At 47.8% G+C, this 15,812-nt stretch carries 15 protein-coding genes and 2 tRNA genes; 13 read left to right on the top strand and 4 right to left on the bottom strand.

Annotation, left to right across the window (positions count from 1 at the left end; translation table 11 throughout):
• Positions 1-471 precede the first annotated feature (471 nt).
• The gene (locus PJI16_05940) at positions 472-687 is read left to right on the top strand and encodes a hypothetical protein (GenBank protein MDT3777095.1); all 216 of its coding nucleotides are present in this window, start codon (positions 472-474) and stop codon (positions 685-687) included.
• Between the two features lie 117 nt (positions 688-804).
• Here the strand turns inward: PJI16_05940 and PJI16_05935 are convergent, their stop codons facing one another.
• Positions 805-1,524: an SDR family NAD(P)-dependent oxidoreductase gene (locus PJI16_05935; GenBank protein MDT3777094.1), complete on the bottom strand. Its 720-nt coding sequence runs from the start codon at positions 1,522-1,524 to the stop codon at positions 805-807.
• A gap of 282 nt (positions 1,525-1,806) precedes the next feature.
• Here PJI16_05935 and PJI16_05930 point away from each other — a divergent pair, with 282 nt between their 5' ends.
• Complete coding sequence (locus tag PJI16_05930; GenBank protein MDT3777093.1) at positions 1,807-2,682, top strand: HDOD domain-containing protein; 876 nt, start codon at positions 1,807-1,809, stop codon at positions 2,680-2,682.
• A complete protein-coding gene (gene sthA, locus PJI16_05925) occupies positions 2,679-4,073 on the top strand; it encodes a Si-specific NAD(P)(+) transhydrogenase (protein MDT3777092.1) in 1,395 nt (464 codons plus the stop codon). Before PJI16_05930 ends, sthA begins: the two co-directional genes overlap by 4 nt.
• 160 nt (positions 4,074-4,233) lie before the next feature.
• On the opposite strand, the gene PJI16_05920 is transcribed toward sthA, so the two are convergent.
• Together PJI16_05920 and PJI16_05915 are read right to left on the bottom strand one after the other, a co-directional pair.
• On the bottom strand, positions 4,234-4,767 hold the full coding sequence (locus tag PJI16_05920; GenBank protein ID MDT3777091.1) for an acyloxyacyl hydrolase: 534 nt from the start codon (positions 4,765-4,767) through the stop codon (positions 4,234-4,236).
• Between the two features lie 497 nt (positions 4,768-5,264).
• Positions 5,265-5,825 carry a hypothetical protein gene (locus PJI16_05915; protein MDT3777090.1) on the bottom strand — a complete coding sequence of 187 codons (561 nt, stop codon included), beginning with the start codon at positions 5,823-5,825 and terminating at the stop codon, positions 5,265-5,267.
• A 643-nt stretch (positions 5,826-6,468) separates the two neighbouring features.
• On the opposite strand from PJI16_05915, the gene PJI16_05910 reads away from it, so the two are divergent.
• The 4 genes from PJI16_05910 (at position 6,469) to PJI16_05895 (ending at position 10,358) form a co-directional block, all read left to right on the top strand.
• On the top strand, positions 6,469-6,714 hold the full coding sequence (locus PJI16_05910) for a hypothetical protein (protein ID MDT3777089.1): 246 nt from the start codon (positions 6,469-6,471) through the stop codon (positions 6,712-6,714).
• Positions 6,711-6,977 carry a DUF2024 family protein gene (locus PJI16_05905; protein MDT3777088.1) on the top strand — a complete coding sequence of 89 codons (267 nt, stop codon included), beginning with the start codon at positions 6,711-6,713 and terminating at the stop codon, positions 6,975-6,977. The genes PJI16_05910 and PJI16_05905 overlap by 4 nt, the downstream gene beginning before the upstream one ends.
• A 367-nt stretch (positions 6,978-7,344) precedes the next feature.
• Positions 7,345-7,689, top strand: coding sequence for a 4a-hydroxytetrahydrobiopterin dehydratase (locus PJI16_05900; protein MDT3777087.1), 345 nt, complete (start codon positions 7,345-7,347; stop codon positions 7,687-7,689).
• Positions 7,690-8,399: 710 nt separating this feature from the next.
• Entirely contained in the window at positions 8,400-10,358 is a 1,959-nt protein-coding gene (locus PJI16_05895; GenBank protein ID MDT3777086.1) for a LysM peptidoglycan-binding domain-containing protein, read from the top strand.
• A gap of 31 nt (positions 10,359-10,389) precedes the next feature.
• On the opposite strand, the gene PJI16_05890 is transcribed toward PJI16_05895, so the two are convergent.
• On the bottom strand, positions 10,390-11,199 hold the full coding sequence (locus tag PJI16_05890) for a tetratricopeptide repeat protein (protein MDT3777085.1): 810 nt from the start codon (positions 11,197-11,199) through the stop codon (positions 10,390-10,392).
• Between the two features lie 180 nt (positions 11,200-11,379).
• Between PJI16_05890 and PJI16_05885 the strand changes: the two genes are divergently transcribed.
• From PJI16_05885 to PJI16_05860, 6 genes are all read left to right on the top strand, one after another.
• A tRNA-Val gene (locus PJI16_05885) sits at positions 11,380-11,455 on the top strand.
• 123 nt (positions 11,456-11,578) lie between these two features.
• A tRNA-Asp gene (locus PJI16_05880) sits at positions 11,579-11,657 on the top strand.
• Between the two features lie 193 nt (positions 11,658-11,850).
• The gene (locus PJI16_05875) at positions 11,851-12,462 is read left to right on the top strand and encodes a MotA/TolQ/ExbB proton channel family protein (protein ID MDT3777084.1); all 612 of its coding nucleotides are present in this window, start codon (positions 11,851-11,853) and stop codon (positions 12,460-12,462) included.
• Positions 12,459-12,899 carry a biopolymer transporter ExbD gene (locus PJI16_05870; GenBank protein MDT3777083.1) on the top strand — a complete coding sequence of 147 codons (441 nt, stop codon included), beginning with the start codon at positions 12,459-12,461 and terminating at the stop codon, positions 12,897-12,899. Before PJI16_05875 ends, PJI16_05870 begins: the two co-directional genes overlap by 4 nt.
• Positions 12,900-12,910: 11 nt before the next feature.
• A complete protein-coding gene (locus tag PJI16_05865) occupies positions 12,911-14,401 on the top strand; it encodes a TonB family protein (GenBank protein MDT3777082.1) in 1,491 nt (496 codons plus the stop codon).
• A 20-nt stretch (positions 14,402-14,421) separates the two neighbouring features.
• Complete coding sequence (locus PJI16_05860; protein MDT3777081.1) at positions 14,422-15,780, top strand: Tol-Pal system beta propeller repeat protein TolB; 1,359 nt, start codon at positions 14,422-14,424, stop codon at positions 15,778-15,780.
• Positions 15,781-15,812 lie beyond the last annotated feature (32 nt).

Raw genomic sequence — 15,812 nt, 5'->3', positions numbered from 1 at the left:
TCAAATCAGCTGGAACCTTCTTTTTGGCAATCCACTTCCTAGTCCTTTAGGACTATTTTTTTGACCTATTTTCGCTTATTACAGAGGGCTTTGTATGAAAACAGATGCAGTGAAAACCATACTTGTGAAGGGCAACCCATACAGTGGGGAGGCATGAGAATTTAAACGAATTTTTCTAATTTTATATTTACGCAAATCATTGTATTTTAATGGTTTTTTATGATTTTTCCTGTTTTTATCTGGAGGTAATTTTCTTTTTGGTAAAATTATTAGAATTTCTTCATAAACTCACCAGGCAGAACCGTTATATTTCTTCAACAAAAACAATGTGTTATGCGAATGAGTTTTCTATAATTCGGGGAATGATTTTTGCTCATTTAGCCGGTCCTGTGAGTAGTTAGAGTTTTTCTCCCATGATGATGATTCAAGGGAGATCGTGGTTAACCTTTATTAATTTTGGAGGGCTGAATCATGGTTAAATTATTCACTGTTTTATTGACCTTACTTGTTGCCTTGTCCTTTGGCGGAATGACTTTCGCCGGGTCCTTGGCTGACAATTCGTCCATTCAGAACACCTTTCCCTTGGGTGCAGATGGGGACAAGGATGACAAGGGCGACAAAGGTGACGACAAGCATATGGACGACAAAAGTGACGATGAAAAGGATGGAGAAAAAGGCGACAAGTAGTTTTTTCGCCTGGGCTTCATAATTTTTTTCAGTCTGTTTGAAGAACGACCTTCCGGATTAAACCCCGGAAGGTCGTTTTTTTATTGGACATGTTTTTCAATCTACACTTAGCCCCTCTTACCAATCAGCCCCTAGCCGATCCAATACAACCTGATGCACAACCGTATGGTATCCCAAGGTCGCCAAAAACACCGCCGTTCCGGCGACATCATAGGGATCAATCTTTTCACTATCGAGGATTTCTTCAGGCGTCGCATCCACCAATTCATCTGCCACACCACCGGGGCAGATCGCACTCACTTTGATATGAAATGCCCGCCCTTCATCAGCCAGCGACTTGGTCAAGGCCATGATGCCATGCTTTGAGGCGCTGTAGATGCCTGTTCCTGCCCAGGCCTGAATCCCGGCTACACTGGAGATATTAATGATGAGCCCGCCTCCTTGCCTTTTCATTTGTTGAAATCCGGCTCGACAACAGAAAAAGGTCCCCCGCAAATTGGTCCCCACCACCTCATCAAACATTTTTGTGGATGTGTCAGCCACCCGTCCTCCTCCAACCAGCCCGGCATTATTCACCAGAATATCGATTCGCCCATAGCGGGCAATCGTCTCCTGCATCAACGCGTCAACTTGTGCTTCCTGACTGATATCGGTTTGTTGCGCGAAGGCGCTTCCGCCAGCCTCTGTAATTTGCGCCACCGTTTGATGACACAAATCTACCCGTCTGGCAGCGACGACCACCGTTGCCCCCTCTTCTCCGAATCGAAGGGCAATGGCTTTGCCAATCCCGCTGCTGCTTCCCGTGACCACCGCGATTTTACCTTCTAGCCGTTTCATAACGTTCTCCTCCTTTAGGACTCTCCTCAAAACACGTTAGCCGTCTGCCTCGCCAGACCGACTCTTGGAGTGACTGTAGGCCACCCCGCCAGTCCAGGCCAACCATGATGAACCATAACCTGACGGTAAGAATGAGATCTCATCCAGGTCTCCACAGAAATAGAGGAACCTTCCGAGAGATTGAGCTGGAGACCACTCAAAGTAAGCCGGATTTTTTAATCCGATACCGGGCATTACTAGACAATTCTAAAGGTTGTTTCCTGAAAACCGACAAGTGGAGACATGGCTCACTCAACACCCACCCCTCTTGCACAGGAAGAGAGGGAAACCCTTCGTTCCTTTATCGCCGATCAATTGGAACGAGGGAATCTGGATCTCCCGCTTTTGCCCGTCGTGGCGAATCGGGTTCTTCTGCTTTCAAACGATCCGAATGCCGACGCCTCACAGCTATCTTCATTGATTCAACAGGACCAAGCACTAGCCGGACAGATCCTCCGCATTGCTAATTCCCCTGCCTATGCTTCTCGCACCCCTATCGTCTCGCTTCAACAAGCTATCACATGGTTGGGGTTAACGATGTTGGCCGGGTTAGCATTTTCAGTTTCGGTTCAAAACGGTGTCTTTCATACGACCGGCTATGAACCAGAAGTACGGAACCTCTGGCGGCATGCCTTGGCCACAGGGCTTTTCGGGAAAGAAATCGCCAGACGCATCCGTCATAATGTGGAAAACGCCTTTTTGTGCGGGCTCCTGCATACCATCGGGAAACCCGCCATTCTCCATCTTCTCTCACAATCTCCCGGGAACTCAGTGGAACCGTTTTCCTGGATCACGGTTGAATCCCTCTTCGAAGAGTTTCATGGTATGGCAGGTTCCAAATTGGCCGCTGTCTGGCAACTACCCGATCCGGTTCAGGAAACCATCCGCTACTACCAGGACGACCAGTACCACCAAGCCATTTCCCCCACAAAGGGAGCCATGATCACCTGCCTTGCTCATCATTTGGCCTCTGTCATGCTTGAGAATTCAACGCATGACGAGAATAGCCTGCTCACACTTCCTGTCGTGCAGGATCTGAATTTTTACCCTGAAGACATGACGGCCCTTCTGGAATTGGGCGAGACCGTCAAGGCAAGTGTGGAGTGTTTTTTGCCATGACGTCTCCTATCCCATTTGATCTGATTGTGATCGGCAGCGGCCCGGCAGGGCAAAAAGCTGCTATTCAAGGCGCCAAAGCGGGAAAGCAGGTGGCCCTCATCGAGCAAACCCGCGAGGTGGGCGGGGCGTGCGTCTATCAGGGAACCATTCCCAGTAAAACCTTGCGGGAAAGTGCCCTTCAAATGGTGCGATTTCTCCAGGCAACTGAGGTCTTTGAATTCCGCATGCGCGACGATGTCAAAATCACCAACCTGATGACCCGCTTGGACCGGGTCGTGCGCGCGCATGGCAAGTTTATGAAGGACCAACTCACCCGTAATGGTATTGACTGCTTTCATGGTCGCGCTGGCTTTGTGTCCGACCATGAAGTGCGAATCCAAAAAATTGACGGCACTGCCGCCCTCGTCACGGCTCCGATTATCATTGTCGCCACCGGCTCACGCCCACGCGTTCCTGATAATATTCCCATTGACCACGAACATATTCTGGACAGCGACTCCATTCTCTCCCTCGTCTATTTACCGAAATCCCTGACTGTGTTGGGGGGTGGTGTGATTGCCAGTGAATACGCCTCCATTTTTGCTTTACTGGGAGTGTACGTCACCATGGTGGATACGGCGGACCGCCCACTCAAATTTTTGGATCAAGAACTCACCGATGAATTTTGTGAAGCGTTTGAGAAAACCGGAGGGCACTATCGGGGCGGACAAAAAATCGCCACCGTCCAGTGGGACGGATGCTCTAAGGTGACGACCGTTTTAGAAAGTGGTGAAACGCTGGAAAGTGAAAAGGTGCTGGTGGCTCTCGGACGAGTGTCCAATCTGGAACATTTACATTTACAAGCCACCGGGATACAGCCGACGACTCGTGGGCTCATTCCGGTCAACCACCACTGCCAAACTACGGTTCCCCATATCTATGCCGTCGGTGACGTCATCGGCCCCCCGTCGCTGGCATCCTGCTCCATGGAACAGGGCCGACGTGCTGTCTGTCATGCCTTAGGTCTCAACCCCGGCGTCGCTCCTGAGCATATCCCCATGGGAATCTATACCATTCCTGAAATGTCCAGCGTGGGATTAAGCGAACAGGAAGCCACCGCCAAATATGGCGGAGCGACCGTGGGAAGGGCCAGATTTCATGAAATTGCGCGTGGACAGATCTCCGGCATGACCCATGGATTGCTCAAAATGATCGCTGACCCGAAAGGCGAACAACTGTTAGGCATTCATATCGTGGGAGAGGGAGCGACCGAACTGATTCATATCGGCCAAATGGGCTTGCTCCACAATATGCCCATCGACCGATTTATTGACAACATTTTCAACTTCCCGACCCTCGCCGAAACCTACCGGGTCGCCGCACTCGACATCGCCAAACAACGCCAACACTGAACAACTGGTTTCTTGTATTTGGAGGGTATGTTCCCAGCATCGAACCCGCCATCTTTGGATGATGAATGATTCGGCCATGGATAGATACACAGGTTGAGAGGGGGAAGGCCTTAACGGAGCGCTACCCCCATGATAACGGCAGGAATCTTCTGAAATACCCTCAGAACCGGTAGCTGAGTTCAAGCATGTGCAGATCCACTCCGCGATTATTGCTCCCGTATATTGCGGCATCTGACATATGATGAAACCGATATCCGGCGGATATCCTCCAGGGAAGATGATAGGTAATGCCACCATGCCCGATAATTTGAACGGGTCCGCCAATATCCTGTCGGCCATATTTTTCCTCGCTCAGATACGCCGCGCCACCGCCAATATCGAAGGTGAATCTCCAACTTGGCTTCGAAAACGCAAGCCCAGGGCCGACCTCCCCGATAAACCCTGAGTCTCCTGCCGCTCTCAACGTTCCGGCAGAAACATTCAGCCTGAAACGGATATCCCATCCAGAAGAAAAATCCCAACTCCAAGGAGTTCCAACCACGGCAAACACGTCGTATTGCTCGAAATCTTCCTTTTCGGTGGGTGGAATGCCTAACGTTTCAGAATTGATCCCTCCTCGTATCCCAACGGAAAGTAATTCCGTCTCTTTTGTGTGGGCCAAGCCCGAAAAAATTACCGTAAGCCACACCGTCATCACCAGGATTCCGGTTATCGTTGCTGGGACTTTGGACTCAATTTTCCTTCTCTCCACAGTTGGTCCTTTTGTTGTATTATGATAACAGCTCATCACATCACCATTCGCCGGCAAAATGGACAAGTCTTGATTTGTGTACCGCATGCTCGTCCCTTGACACATCGCCACTTGAGGCCAGAGAGAGGTTTATCACGATCTTTCCACACGTGAAACTTCTCTTCCCCCTGAACGAGGTCTGTGAGAAAAAATTATAAGAGGGGATTACAAAAATAATGACAATGGTGTGGTGTAATGAGGGGGTAGACGATGAGGCCATTCTATCATATTCTCACTCGCCTGTCGTCCCCTTTAGAGCTTCAGGGGAAGGAAGTAAACACGGTCAATGAACTATTCGAATTTTTGAGGCGGTCTATGCCGAATCTAAAGGTTACGGCCCTTTCTCGTTTCCTCCATTCACGTCTAACAGACCTTCTTCACTCGGACCAAACATGTGTTAGTTAGCCAATACCAGGGGCCAGGTCTTCATCAAGCCTCTCTTTTTGGGACTCGTTATAGGCTTTCTCAGCATCGTCTAATGCCGTGGATTGTTGAATTTCTTGGACCTCTTTTGGAGTGAGATATTTTAATGCCGTGGCGCCAAGCACCTTTTTCTCAGCGGTACCCTTTAATTGAATATGAATCAAGGCATCTGCCCCCATACGTTGCGCCTTCTTCACCAGAGCAAAATGGAGTTCATCCCAATTCACTTTCGATTTATCAGGAGATTGTCCGACCTCTATCTCATCCAACGTTTCATAGGGGACAATGGGCATTTCATCAAGTATTTCAACAACTTTATTGAGGTAAGCCTGGTCATCGGGCGGAGGGACATTTTCAATAACAGGTTCGGAGCGAGGGTATCGGGCTGCCTCCACATCAAAATCCTTCAGTCGCATGGCGGCCAATGCCGCCTCGTGAGGATTACTGCTTCCTGATAACCGCTTGAGTTTCTCTACTCGCGCAAGAGCTTCTTGCAGGCTCATTCTGGCCCCACTTTTCCGCAGAGCATTCACTGGCATTTCACAACTCCATGATCGCTTGCCATAGGACTTCCGTGGCTCATTTTAAAAAGGTAAGAATATTTTCATAATCAACCGTCCTTAGGTCTTGAATACAAGAAGAAGCCGTTAAATAGCAGATGGACCTAAGCTTTTGCTGTTTTTTCTACCTTCCCAGGATTCAGGTTGTCAAATGGTCTTTTGGAAAGGACAATAAGACTCCCCATCCCCAAAGTCCTTCCCCTTCCTTAGGCTGGCGAACGGCCAATGGCCATGGAAACCACAAGTTGACCTTGGGCCACCGACGACCTTCAAGGACTTTGGCTAATAGACCAAGAACTCATATTCCAACATTAGGAGCCAGGATAATGTCTTTGACCCCAGAAGCTTCCCTAACTAAAATTGAGATTTAAGGCCCCTGTGAGACTCTGATTGGTCGGAAAATGTGGAATGAACACGGGATCAGCGCAAACAGCTTTATTCCGATTAGTTTAGCCGGACTCGTTCTCGGTCATGGAAGCAATAACGACTTATTATTCCTCATTCATTCGCGCAACCGTGTTCCTCTTGGATTCTGATCTGTCTATTTACCACCGGCTGTCTGGTGGTTCCTCCTTATCAATCCTACGAGAATACCCTCATTCTCTATGAACCCTTAGTCGGGATGAATATCAGGAATCTCCAATGGCAGACTCTTGCGGTGAACGCCACCCAACCCTGGCAAAAATCCAATGTGCACCTCACCCCAGGAACCAATCTGAAAATTCTCGCCATGGGAAAGTGGGGCCTGGCACCTGGATCAAGGAATTTTCACCAGACACTTGAATGCCATGACTGTATTTACGGTCGTCATTCCGATCAGGAGTTAGCCGAACCCGATGATCACTACCAGAAGAAAGGACATTCATGAACCAATCCTCAAATACCGTCAAAGTCTTTGATACCTGGGTGCAAGGAAAAACTGGCACCATTCACTTTGACGTCATGACAACAGATGAAGATACCGCTCTTCGATTAGCCAAAACCTATCTTGCCAGCCTGGGTGAAGCGGAGGCCGTCATCACAACAGAAGAATGCCGATTTTGCCATAATGAACCCCTCGCCTTTTTCTCTCAAACCCAGCAACAGGAGTTTACCCAAATTGGAGGTTTTATCCTTCCTATGCCTTCCTGACCCTCCCCTGCCCTCATTCTGTTTTTTTTGTCAAAAGGGTCGGTAACAAAAGTCATAGGTTTGGGATTTGGTGGAGTCATATTCGACCCGTATATAAGTGTGGCTCGATGCCGGGCTAGGCTGGACTGCGCAGAACATTCCGATAGCCAGGCGCCCTTGGAATTGTGCACCGCACTTGGTCATGGCTATACTCAGTAGAGTAAGCAGGGCTTTAATGTAACATCACGTTTGCATGGGGTTCACTTCTCAATGGAAACTGATTTACACGAAGGATATGGGGAAAATCACGTTTTCTCGGGTATAAGATTAAAAAATAGAGTGAAAAAGACAATCCACCGCAGATCTTCAGGACGTAAGGAGGAAGAAAATGAGCCTAGCAGATAATACATGCGTGCCATGTCGTGGGGGCGTACCGCCGTTGGAACCTGGGAAAATCCAGGACCTGTTAGGTCAATTGGAGACTGGATGGACCCTAAATGCTCAAGGTCATATTGAAAAAACATATACCTTTGACAATTTTGCAGATGCCTTGGCTTTTACTAATCGAGTGGGCAATGTTGCCGAACTTGAGGGCCATCATCCTGATATCTATTTGGCCTGGGGCAAATGCAAAGTAGAAATTTGGACCCACAAAATTCAAGGCCTCACGGAAAGTGACTTTTATTTAGCTGCCAAGGCGGATCGTGCCTTTCACCTTCCTGCTGCCCACTGAAGGCTCTTCTAGGAACCAGCCAGAATTTGATTCACCCGGTCCCTTTAGAGGCAAAACAAACTCAGGCCCCTTCGCCTCGGGTCACCACCGGTTTCCGATCTCTTGGAACAAACGTCGCACATGAAGCCATGACATTTAGTTAATCAAATTTCCTTCGATCCAACTAAGACCCCCTGGGCTTGGCTAAAAGAGTACAAGGGCTTAGCATCCAGTCATTCCTATCCACTCAATTTCCATTTCACCCATAAATCTCGGTTTCGTAATACAAAATGTAGGCAATATCGAGATATTGCTCCGTCCTGGAATATTTAAGAGGCTTAACTCCGACCAATGAACGATTTGAAGGACCACAGACCTTCATCTGAGAATTTTGCAATGAGCAGCCCCAATCCGTTGAACCTATTCGCTAAGCCTTGCAGGGTTGCTCCTTTCCAGGATCTGAGAAGACGCCATTCTATCTCTCGCCGATATCCTCATACCTTGGAATCCTCATCGGTGACATTTTTGCCTAATAACTGGACTAAAAACACCACTCTCATCCTCCCTCCCACCATATTTTTCTTTATTTCATACACTTAACTTTTGGTTTGGTTTGTGCATTTTAGTTCTACCTATGGAAAAGAACAAAAATACATAAATATGTTTGACAAACTTTTCTTGCGAGGGTAGCCTATTAAGTTGTGCACAGATTTGCCGAAATGCCTTATAAAATGAATCACTTAGATAAAACATTACAGGTTCAGCGTTTCTCCATTTCTCTGCGACCGGCTGCCATTGCCAGCAATCTCCTCTTTGGATCCAGTGTCATTTTGATCACGTTGGCTCTCTGCCCACAACCATCTCTCGGCGAACCCTCGTTCACCCCTTCAAATGACTCCACAGAGGAAATGACATTTAATTATGCTATTGCACATAGCCACCCTCACCAAAGCACCTCAATTGAGACCCAAACGTCTCCGAATAGCACCATTCAAAACAATCAGCAATCATCTATTCTGATAGATCAAACTGAGAAACAAACTCCAGGTATGACAGGGTTATCTTCCGAAGACCCTTCGAACCCGTCTTCTGTAGATGATCTGGCTCAAACACCCTCACAGCAAATCCCATCATCGGATACCGGAAAACACATTACTCCCTCATCCGCTGATGTTTCCCAGAAACCTAACACTTCAGAAGACCAACGGATCTTTTTGTCTGGCGAAAACACGCTTGAAGCCCTAAACGCTCAAACTGGGTTCTCAATCAACTCCTCTACCAAATTACGTTTTTACCCTGCTGACTCATCTGAGCAACGGTCGCAGATTGTCCTAGCCCGATTCGCCAAGGCGTTTGACCAAGCATGGGAATCCACCCCGCTGAGAAAACCAGGGGCATATGGAACCATTCCCCTTGTACTGAACGATTCGGTAGAGAAAAATCTTGAATATTTTCAGTATGGGATTCATGATCGATTTCAATCCTATCTCGATCGCTTTCATCATTATCGAGACCTTGTGGAACCCGTTTTTCATGAACTAGGCCTCCCACCGGAACTCATGTATCTTTCACTCGTTGAAAGTGGGTTCAACCCTCGTGCATTTTCTCGATCCCGTGCCTCAGGCCCCTGGCAATTTATGAAAGCGACTGGTCGTGTGTATGGCCTTGACGTCGACTGGTATTTAGATGAACGGCGGGATCCTATTAAATCCACAGTAGCCGCCGCTCATCATCTTCGTGATTTATATGACCAGTTTGGCTCTTGGCCTCTCGCCCTCGGAGCGTACAATGCAGGAAGTGGAAAGATTTCACGGGCCATCAAAAAAACAGGAACCCGTGATTTTTGGAAAATTCGACAGACACGGCACATAAGACGGGAAACCAAAGACTATGTGCCTCGCTTTATTGCGGCGACCCTTATCGCACAAAATCCAACGGCCTATGGATTTAGTACTCCTGACGGCGATCGCCATGAATTTGAGGAAGTCCTGATTACGAAACGCGTGCATCTTTCAGCCGTTACACAACAAACAGGAATTCCGGTTGAGGAACTCCGACGACTCAACCCGGAACTTCGACGAAGCATCGTGCCCAGTCTTACGGGTCCAGGCTACTACCTGAAAGTACCCCTCGGCATGGCTTCATTGGTCGAAGAACTGCATCCGACACTCACCGTCTGGATCCAACCTCCTCCTCCTCCAACGGAATGGCATACGGTCAGACGAGGTGAGAGTTTATCGGTAGTAGCCAAACGATACAGAATGAAAGTTAGTCAACTGAAAGACATGAATAATTTGCGGAGCAATATCATACGAGTAGGAACCAAACTCCGAGTTCGTGGAGAAGTTGATGACGATTACGCTGATTCTGAAATCACCTGGTATCGCGTCAGGTCCGGGGATTCTCTTGGAAGCATTGCGACTCGGTTTCGACAATCCGTGAACGCACTGATGCGGATGAACAATATCTCCAGCCACATCATTCATCCAGGTGACCGGTTGCGGGTAAAAGGAAATCCTTCGGTCAGCCCGTCGAACAAAAACGACTCTAAATGGTATAAGGTCAGGCGTGGAGATAGTTTATGGACGATTGCCCAACAATTCAGAATGAGCGTGAACGATTTGCGAGCGCTCAATAATCTCTCTTCCAGCATTATTCAGGCTGGCCACATGTTGATGGTGAGCCAATAACCCACCTATTGGGTGAGCCACTTAACTAATACTATTTCCCCTCTCCTTTATCCTGAACCTGTGGGGCTTCAGGACTGCTCTTCTCAATCCCGTCCAGTTCACCCGTTTCCGAGGAAGGAGAATCTTTAGCTTCTTCCGGTGCCAACACTTTCACCCGGAGGGCAGCTTCCGACGCAAACGGAGATAAAGGAAATTCCTGGATAACCTTTTTATACTGCCCAACCGCTTCAGCAGTATTTTCATCAGCCTCTGCAATCTTCGCCAGCTCAAAAACGACCTGGTCTTTATTTAACGAATGAGGATCGGCCAGCACGGCATCAAATGCCTTTAGGGCGGACTCTCGATCGCCATTAAGTAAATAGGCAAACCCCAATCGCTGCTGGACTAATCCGACGAAAATATGATCTTGCCCATACTCTTTGATCCACGAAGTATACACCTCTATCGCCCCTTGATAATTTTTCTCCTCCATCATACTGTTGCCTAATAAAAATGAGGAGACTCCGGCGCTGGGCGTCCCAGGAAATTGCTCAAGGATGTCCTTGAACAGGCTTGAAGCTTTTTGAATATTCTCTTGTCCCTTTTTGACATCATCTAGTGGACGATTCAAATAGATCGTTTGCGCCTGACCTTCTAGTTCCCATGCATGCTCTTGATTAGTTTGATTGAGCCAACCCATCGTCACAATCGCCACGATCACAGCCAGAACAAGAAAAATTCCTCCCCATACCAGAGCCCGATTCTCCTCCACAAAAAACAAAAACCGTTCTTTACTCGATAGAAACTGAGCTTGCTCCACCATAGGAGATTTATTAGAAAGGTCTTTAATTTTATATCCCATAATTACTTTTCCCTCTCGTCACTAGGACGACCAAATATTTTTTTCTCGCATTCAGAATTTGGGTGTGCTGCCTTATACCCACGTGTCCTGTTCATGTCAAACAGTATTCCACACTATTTCATTTGAGTTGACAAGGCCTAACTCCCTGTTATAATGGACGAATTGTAGCGTTTTAATTTTAGGCGGATAGCTCAGCTGGCAGAGCGCTGCCTTTACACGGCAGATGTCGCAGGTTCGATCCCTGTTCCGCCTACCAAATATAAAAATATTATTTTGGCTTATGGTATTCTTGATCTGATATATTACGAAATTCTTCATCGACTCCATTTCCTCTTTGAATGAATGCGTGGGCTATTTGCCCAAGATCAAAAAAAAATTCGGGGCCGTCGTTCAGCTAGGTTTAGGACGCCAGATTGTCAATCTGGAGGTCGCGGGTTCAAATCCCGTCGGCCCCGCCATACCTCATCTCTCAGTGGTTTATTTCTATATCAATATCCCCTGTTTAGCATCTGACCAGCCTAGAGGAGGTCGAAATACAACTATATGACCTTTGCTGCCAATCCTTCCGAGTTCTTTGGGTCCCTGGGCCTGCTATCCATTGTCATTCTTTTCATCCTGTCAATTTTTTCCGTGATTTCCTGGGGAATCATTGTGAACAGATTCAGGCGGTTTAGCCGCATTCACCAAGATGAATCACAGTTCCTCCAATTGTACGAACAGAATCCCATCGACCAGCATACCTTAAGAAGTCAGGCTCAAACATTAACCTATAGCCCAAGCTCGGTAGTTTATTTGGGCATAACCGACCGCTTGCCCGAATCCTCTGATCTCTTCACCTCGAGGCCACCCCTGGAGGCAAAACCCGCAGAGCGAGCCCCTAACCGACAGTACTTGGAAAAGGTCGCTCAATACATCATCCAGAACCAAATCAGCCAACAGGAAGCCTATTTGCCTTTTTTGGCGACCACAGGAAATCTGACTCCGTTTGTCGGTCTTCTAGGAACAGTTTTGGGCATTATCAATGCCTTTCATGAAATCGGCATTCAAGGTTCAGCAAGCATTGCCGCAGTTGCTCCTGGAGTTTCTGAAGCACTCGTGGCCACTGCTGCCGGGCTCTTTGCCGCAATTCCTGCCGTGATGGCCTACAACTATTTTCTCTCTAGAATTCGAAAAATGTCCTTCAGAGTTGAGGCATTTACCATTGAATTTCTCAATACGATTGAAGAATCTGAAAAAGCCTTTGAAGTGGAAGTGACCCGATGACCACTGGATCAAGGCCTCGACAATTTCTCTCAGAAATCAACGTCATTCCTCTCGTCGATGTCGTCTTAGTTCTCTTGGTCATTTTCATGGTTACCGCCCCGATGCTACATCGTGGCTTAGACATTAATCTCCCAACAACATCTTCCAACAATATACAAGCGGAAGAACGCCTGATTGTGACGATTCAGCGAGATCACACCTTATCCCTCGGTAACGACACTATTAGCTTGGTCAATTTACGAGCCAAACTTCAAGAAGCCAAAATCTTAAATCCCTTAATTTCGGTGTATCTGCGAGCGGATCAAACAGTTCCCTATGGAACAGTGGTGCAGGTCATGGATGAAGTCAAAGGGGCCAAAATTGAACGTCTTGGAATGATTACCGGCCCCAAAATTGAAACAATAATTGAGGACGATACCATCGGGATTTCCCGCTAAGCGTTTGACCAATGGGACATGCTGAATCCCCAAGTCTAATTTCCCTTGGGCTCGCTGCTGATGTTTCACAAGAAAGCTCCTCATTCCGTTGGGGACTCGTCACCTCAGTTTTTCTGCATGCCCTCGTCATCATGATGGCCCTGTTCTTACGATTTCAATCCACAGTCGAGGAGCCTTTCAGAGCCATCGAGGTAAATCTTATTTCTTTACCGGAGGAGCAGGCTCCGGATTCAAGCCAAAAAAAATCTTCTCCCCCGGCGCCTTCTCAACAAAAATCTCAGCCAACAAAAGCAGAACCAATAAAGACCGAACCCAAAGAAGCCGCCCTTCCTCCTTTGCCAATTCCAACACCCTCCGAACGATTATCGGAATTTTTGGAAGGGGCGGTTGGCTCGATCGTAGTGCCCCACAAACAAGAAATGGCCACTCCGGCACCATCTCCTCCAACCGAACAACCTCCCTTGAACGACCAGTCCCCGTTATTTGAAAATCTTCGAATGCCCCCTATTGCTCCACAAATTTCGCGTCCGGAACGCTTACATTCTTCACAACCGTTAGTCGCTCCTAAGCCTAACGCAACGCCATCACCCAAACAGGCTACACCCCCAACACCTGTTCCTCCGGAGCCTCAAGATTCGGTATCCCAACCTCAGCCTCCTAAAATTGAGCCAACTGTCAAACTCGCTCCTGTGCTACCGGAATTGAGTTCGGTGACCCCGTTTAAGATGTCCGAAAAGGAAAGACAGCCCAAAGACGCTTCTCCACCCAGTAATATCGAGGAATCGCTCAAGCGAACCCTCCCGACCATACCGACGCTGGCACCGACTCGAAAAATCAAAAAACAGACCAAAGCCTCCACGCCGCAACAAGAAAAACCTTTCACCCCTGGACTCTCCGCACCGCAATTAGCCCAAATTGCACCATCCCCACCACTGGAAAAACCTCCCCAACGTGAGAAAATGTCAGATATGATGAAGCAATTACTAGAAGAAGCTAAAGCCCCCAACTTGAAACTGTCTCCAGCCTCACCACCCCCTCAAGAGTCTGGGTCCTCTTCTTCAGCACAAACCCAACCGGTGCAGTCAGAAATGGATCAACGAATTGCAAAATTATCCATTCCCGACGTCACGCCGGTTGAATCGATTAAAAATCGCCTCCAACTCCTGGAAGTGCAACCCACTTCAAATTCCAGGAATACTGCGGCTCAGTCTTCTGCGGGAACAAATCATTATTATGGAATGATCCAGGACCTCATTCAGGATCAGTGGAGAAGAACCCCACTCGTTGCAAATGCTCCGTTAGTGGTGCTCAAATTCCGTATTTTTCGAACTGGAAAAATTTCCCAGATTCGCATTGATAAAGGTTCAGGAAATGGATATTACGATTCCGCCGCTCAACGGGCGGTAAATGCGGTCAATCCCTTACCCCCATTTCCACCTGATATTTCTGATGCTTTCCTGGATGTGCGTTTTCAATTTATCAAAACGGATCAAAAGGATTAGTTAAGGACACCACCTATATTATGAAAAATGCACTCAAACCTCCGTATGCCATCCTGGCTCTGCTTGCCTTTTCTGTAATTACCGTATCCCCAGCCTTTCTTCATGGAGAGGAAGCGGATCTCAAAGCCACACGTTCAGAATTCCAAAAAATCCCTATTTGGGTAATGGGATTCTCCCCTGTCCAACGGGATACCGGTCTCTCAGAAGACATTGAGACTCAGGTCCCATCCGTCCTTAAAGCGGATCTCAAACGCTCACAAATATTTTCAATTGCTGAATTACCTCCTGCCAAAGGAGATTTTTCTGACAATAAATGTATGAGTCTCTCATCAAATTTGGCACCGCACTTCCAAAAAGTGACGGTCTCTACGTGGGGAAGAATAGGAGTAGGAGGGACTTCAAACGGAGTCCAGGGAATTATCCTGGATGCCTGCGCATTTGATCCGGGACAACAGGAGGTATTGACCGGGAAACGGTACTTTTCCCTCAAAACGACAGAAACCCTCACTCGCTTGATGGCCCATCGGTGGGCAGACGAACTGGTCTATCGATATACCGGCGAGCAGGGTATTGCCAGGACGAAAATCGCATTTGTAGGTCAAAAAGAGAATGGACGAGAGCTTTTTGTCATGGATTACGATGGGTATGATCCGCAACAGGTCACGGCTGACGGGTATTTAAACCTCATGCCTACCTGGGCCCCGGACCGGAAATCGCTTATTTACACCGCATATCGTGATCGCAAACAACTCATTATGAAAAGGGAATTGGCTACCGGTCGGGAGGAAATTTTGGTTTCGCCAGCCAGCTTGAACATTACGGCCTCCTTTGCTCCTAATGGAAAATCTATTGCCTACTCCGCTGCCCAAGATGGCAACTCGGATCTATATCAGATAGAATTGGACAGTAGAAGCGTGAAGCAGTTAACCTCGCACAATAGCGCAGATTTGTCCCCGTCATGGTCTCCAGACGGGCGACATCTGGCCTTCACTTCAGATCGGGGAGGCCGCCCCCAAATTTACATCATGGATGCCGAGGGCTTGAACGTCCGTCGCTTAACCTTTGATGGAGATTACAACGCGGCGCCAGCATGGTCTCCAAAGGGAGATTGGATCGTCTATGTGTGCCGGGTGCCAAGTGAGGGATTTAAATTATGCCGCATCAGTCCGAATGGGGAACAACGGAAACAAATCACCAACGGGCAAAGCATTGATGATTCTCCTTCCTGGGCTCCAAATGGACGCCATATTGTCTTTAGTTCGATTCGAAGAGGAGAAAGTCAATTATACATCATCACTAGTGAGGGAGCCGGATTGGAGAAAATTTCCTCGGCAGGAGAACATCTCAGCTCTCCCTCTTGGTCGCCATTTCAACCATAATTTACGAAACAACCACCGTGATAGTTCAAAAA

The organism is Nitrospira sp. MA-1 (genome assembly GCA_032139905.1).
GTDB lineage: Bacteria > Nitrospirota > Nitrospiria > Nitrospirales > UBA8639 > Nitrospira_E.
Note: the sequence above shows the minus strand (reverse complement) of the source record. Positions and strands in the feature narration are given on the sequence as shown.

What these genes read in the sequence shown, in the direction of transcription:
- PJI16_05910 (MDT3777089.1), top strand. Translation starts at nt 6,469, where the DNA reads ATGAATATCAGGAATCTCCAATGGCAGACTCTTGCGGTGAACGCCACC.
- PJI16_05935 (MDT3777094.1), bottom strand. Translation starts at nt 1,524, where the DNA reads ATGAAACGGCTAGAAGGTAAAATCGCGGTGGTCACGGGAAGCAGCAGC.
- PJI16_05890 (MDT3777085.1), bottom strand. Translation starts at nt 11,199, where the DNA reads ATGGGATATAAAATTAAAGACCTTTCTAATAAATCTCCTATGGTGGAG.
- PJI16_05900 (MDT3777087.1), top strand. Translation starts at nt 7,345, where the DNA reads ATGAGCCTAGCAGATAATACATGCGTGCCATGTCGTGGGGGCGTACCG.
- PJI16_05905 (MDT3777088.1), top strand. Translation starts at nt 6,711, where the DNA reads ATGAACCAATCCTCAAATACCGTCAAAGTCTTTGATACCTGGGTGCAA.
- PJI16_05865 (MDT3777082.1), top strand. Translation starts at nt 12,911, where the DNA reads ATGGGACATGCTGAATCCCCAAGTCTAATTTCCCTTGGGCTCGCTGCT.
- PJI16_05870 (MDT3777083.1), top strand. Translation starts at nt 12,459, where the DNA reads ATGACCACTGGATCAAGGCCTCGACAATTTCTCTCAGAAATCAACGTC.
- PJI16_05930 (MDT3777093.1), top strand. Translation starts at nt 1,807, where the DNA reads ATGGCTCACTCAACACCCACCCCTCTTGCACAGGAAGAGAGGGAAACC.
- PJI16_05860 (MDT3777081.1), top strand. Translation starts at nt 14,422, where the DNA reads ATGAAAAATGCACTCAAACCTCCGTATGCCATCCTGGCTCTGCTTGCC.
- sthA (MDT3777092.1), top strand. Translation starts at nt 2,679, where the DNA reads ATGACGTCTCCTATCCCATTTGATCTGATTGTGATCGGCAGCGGCCCG.
- PJI16_05915 (MDT3777090.1), bottom strand. Translation starts at nt 5,825, where the DNA reads ATGCCAGTGAATGCTCTGCGGAAAAGTGGGGCCAGAATGAGCCTGCAA.
- PJI16_05920 (MDT3777091.1), bottom strand. Translation starts at nt 4,767, where the DNA reads ATGACGGTGTGGCTTACGGTAATTTTTTCGGGCTTGGCCCACACAAAA.
- PJI16_05940 (MDT3777095.1), top strand. Translation starts at nt 472, where the DNA reads ATGGTTAAATTATTCACTGTTTTATTGACCTTACTTGTTGCCTTGTCC.
- PJI16_05895 (MDT3777086.1), top strand. Translation starts at nt 8,400, where the DNA reads ATGAATCACTTAGATAAAACATTACAGGTTCAGCGTTTCTCCATTTCT.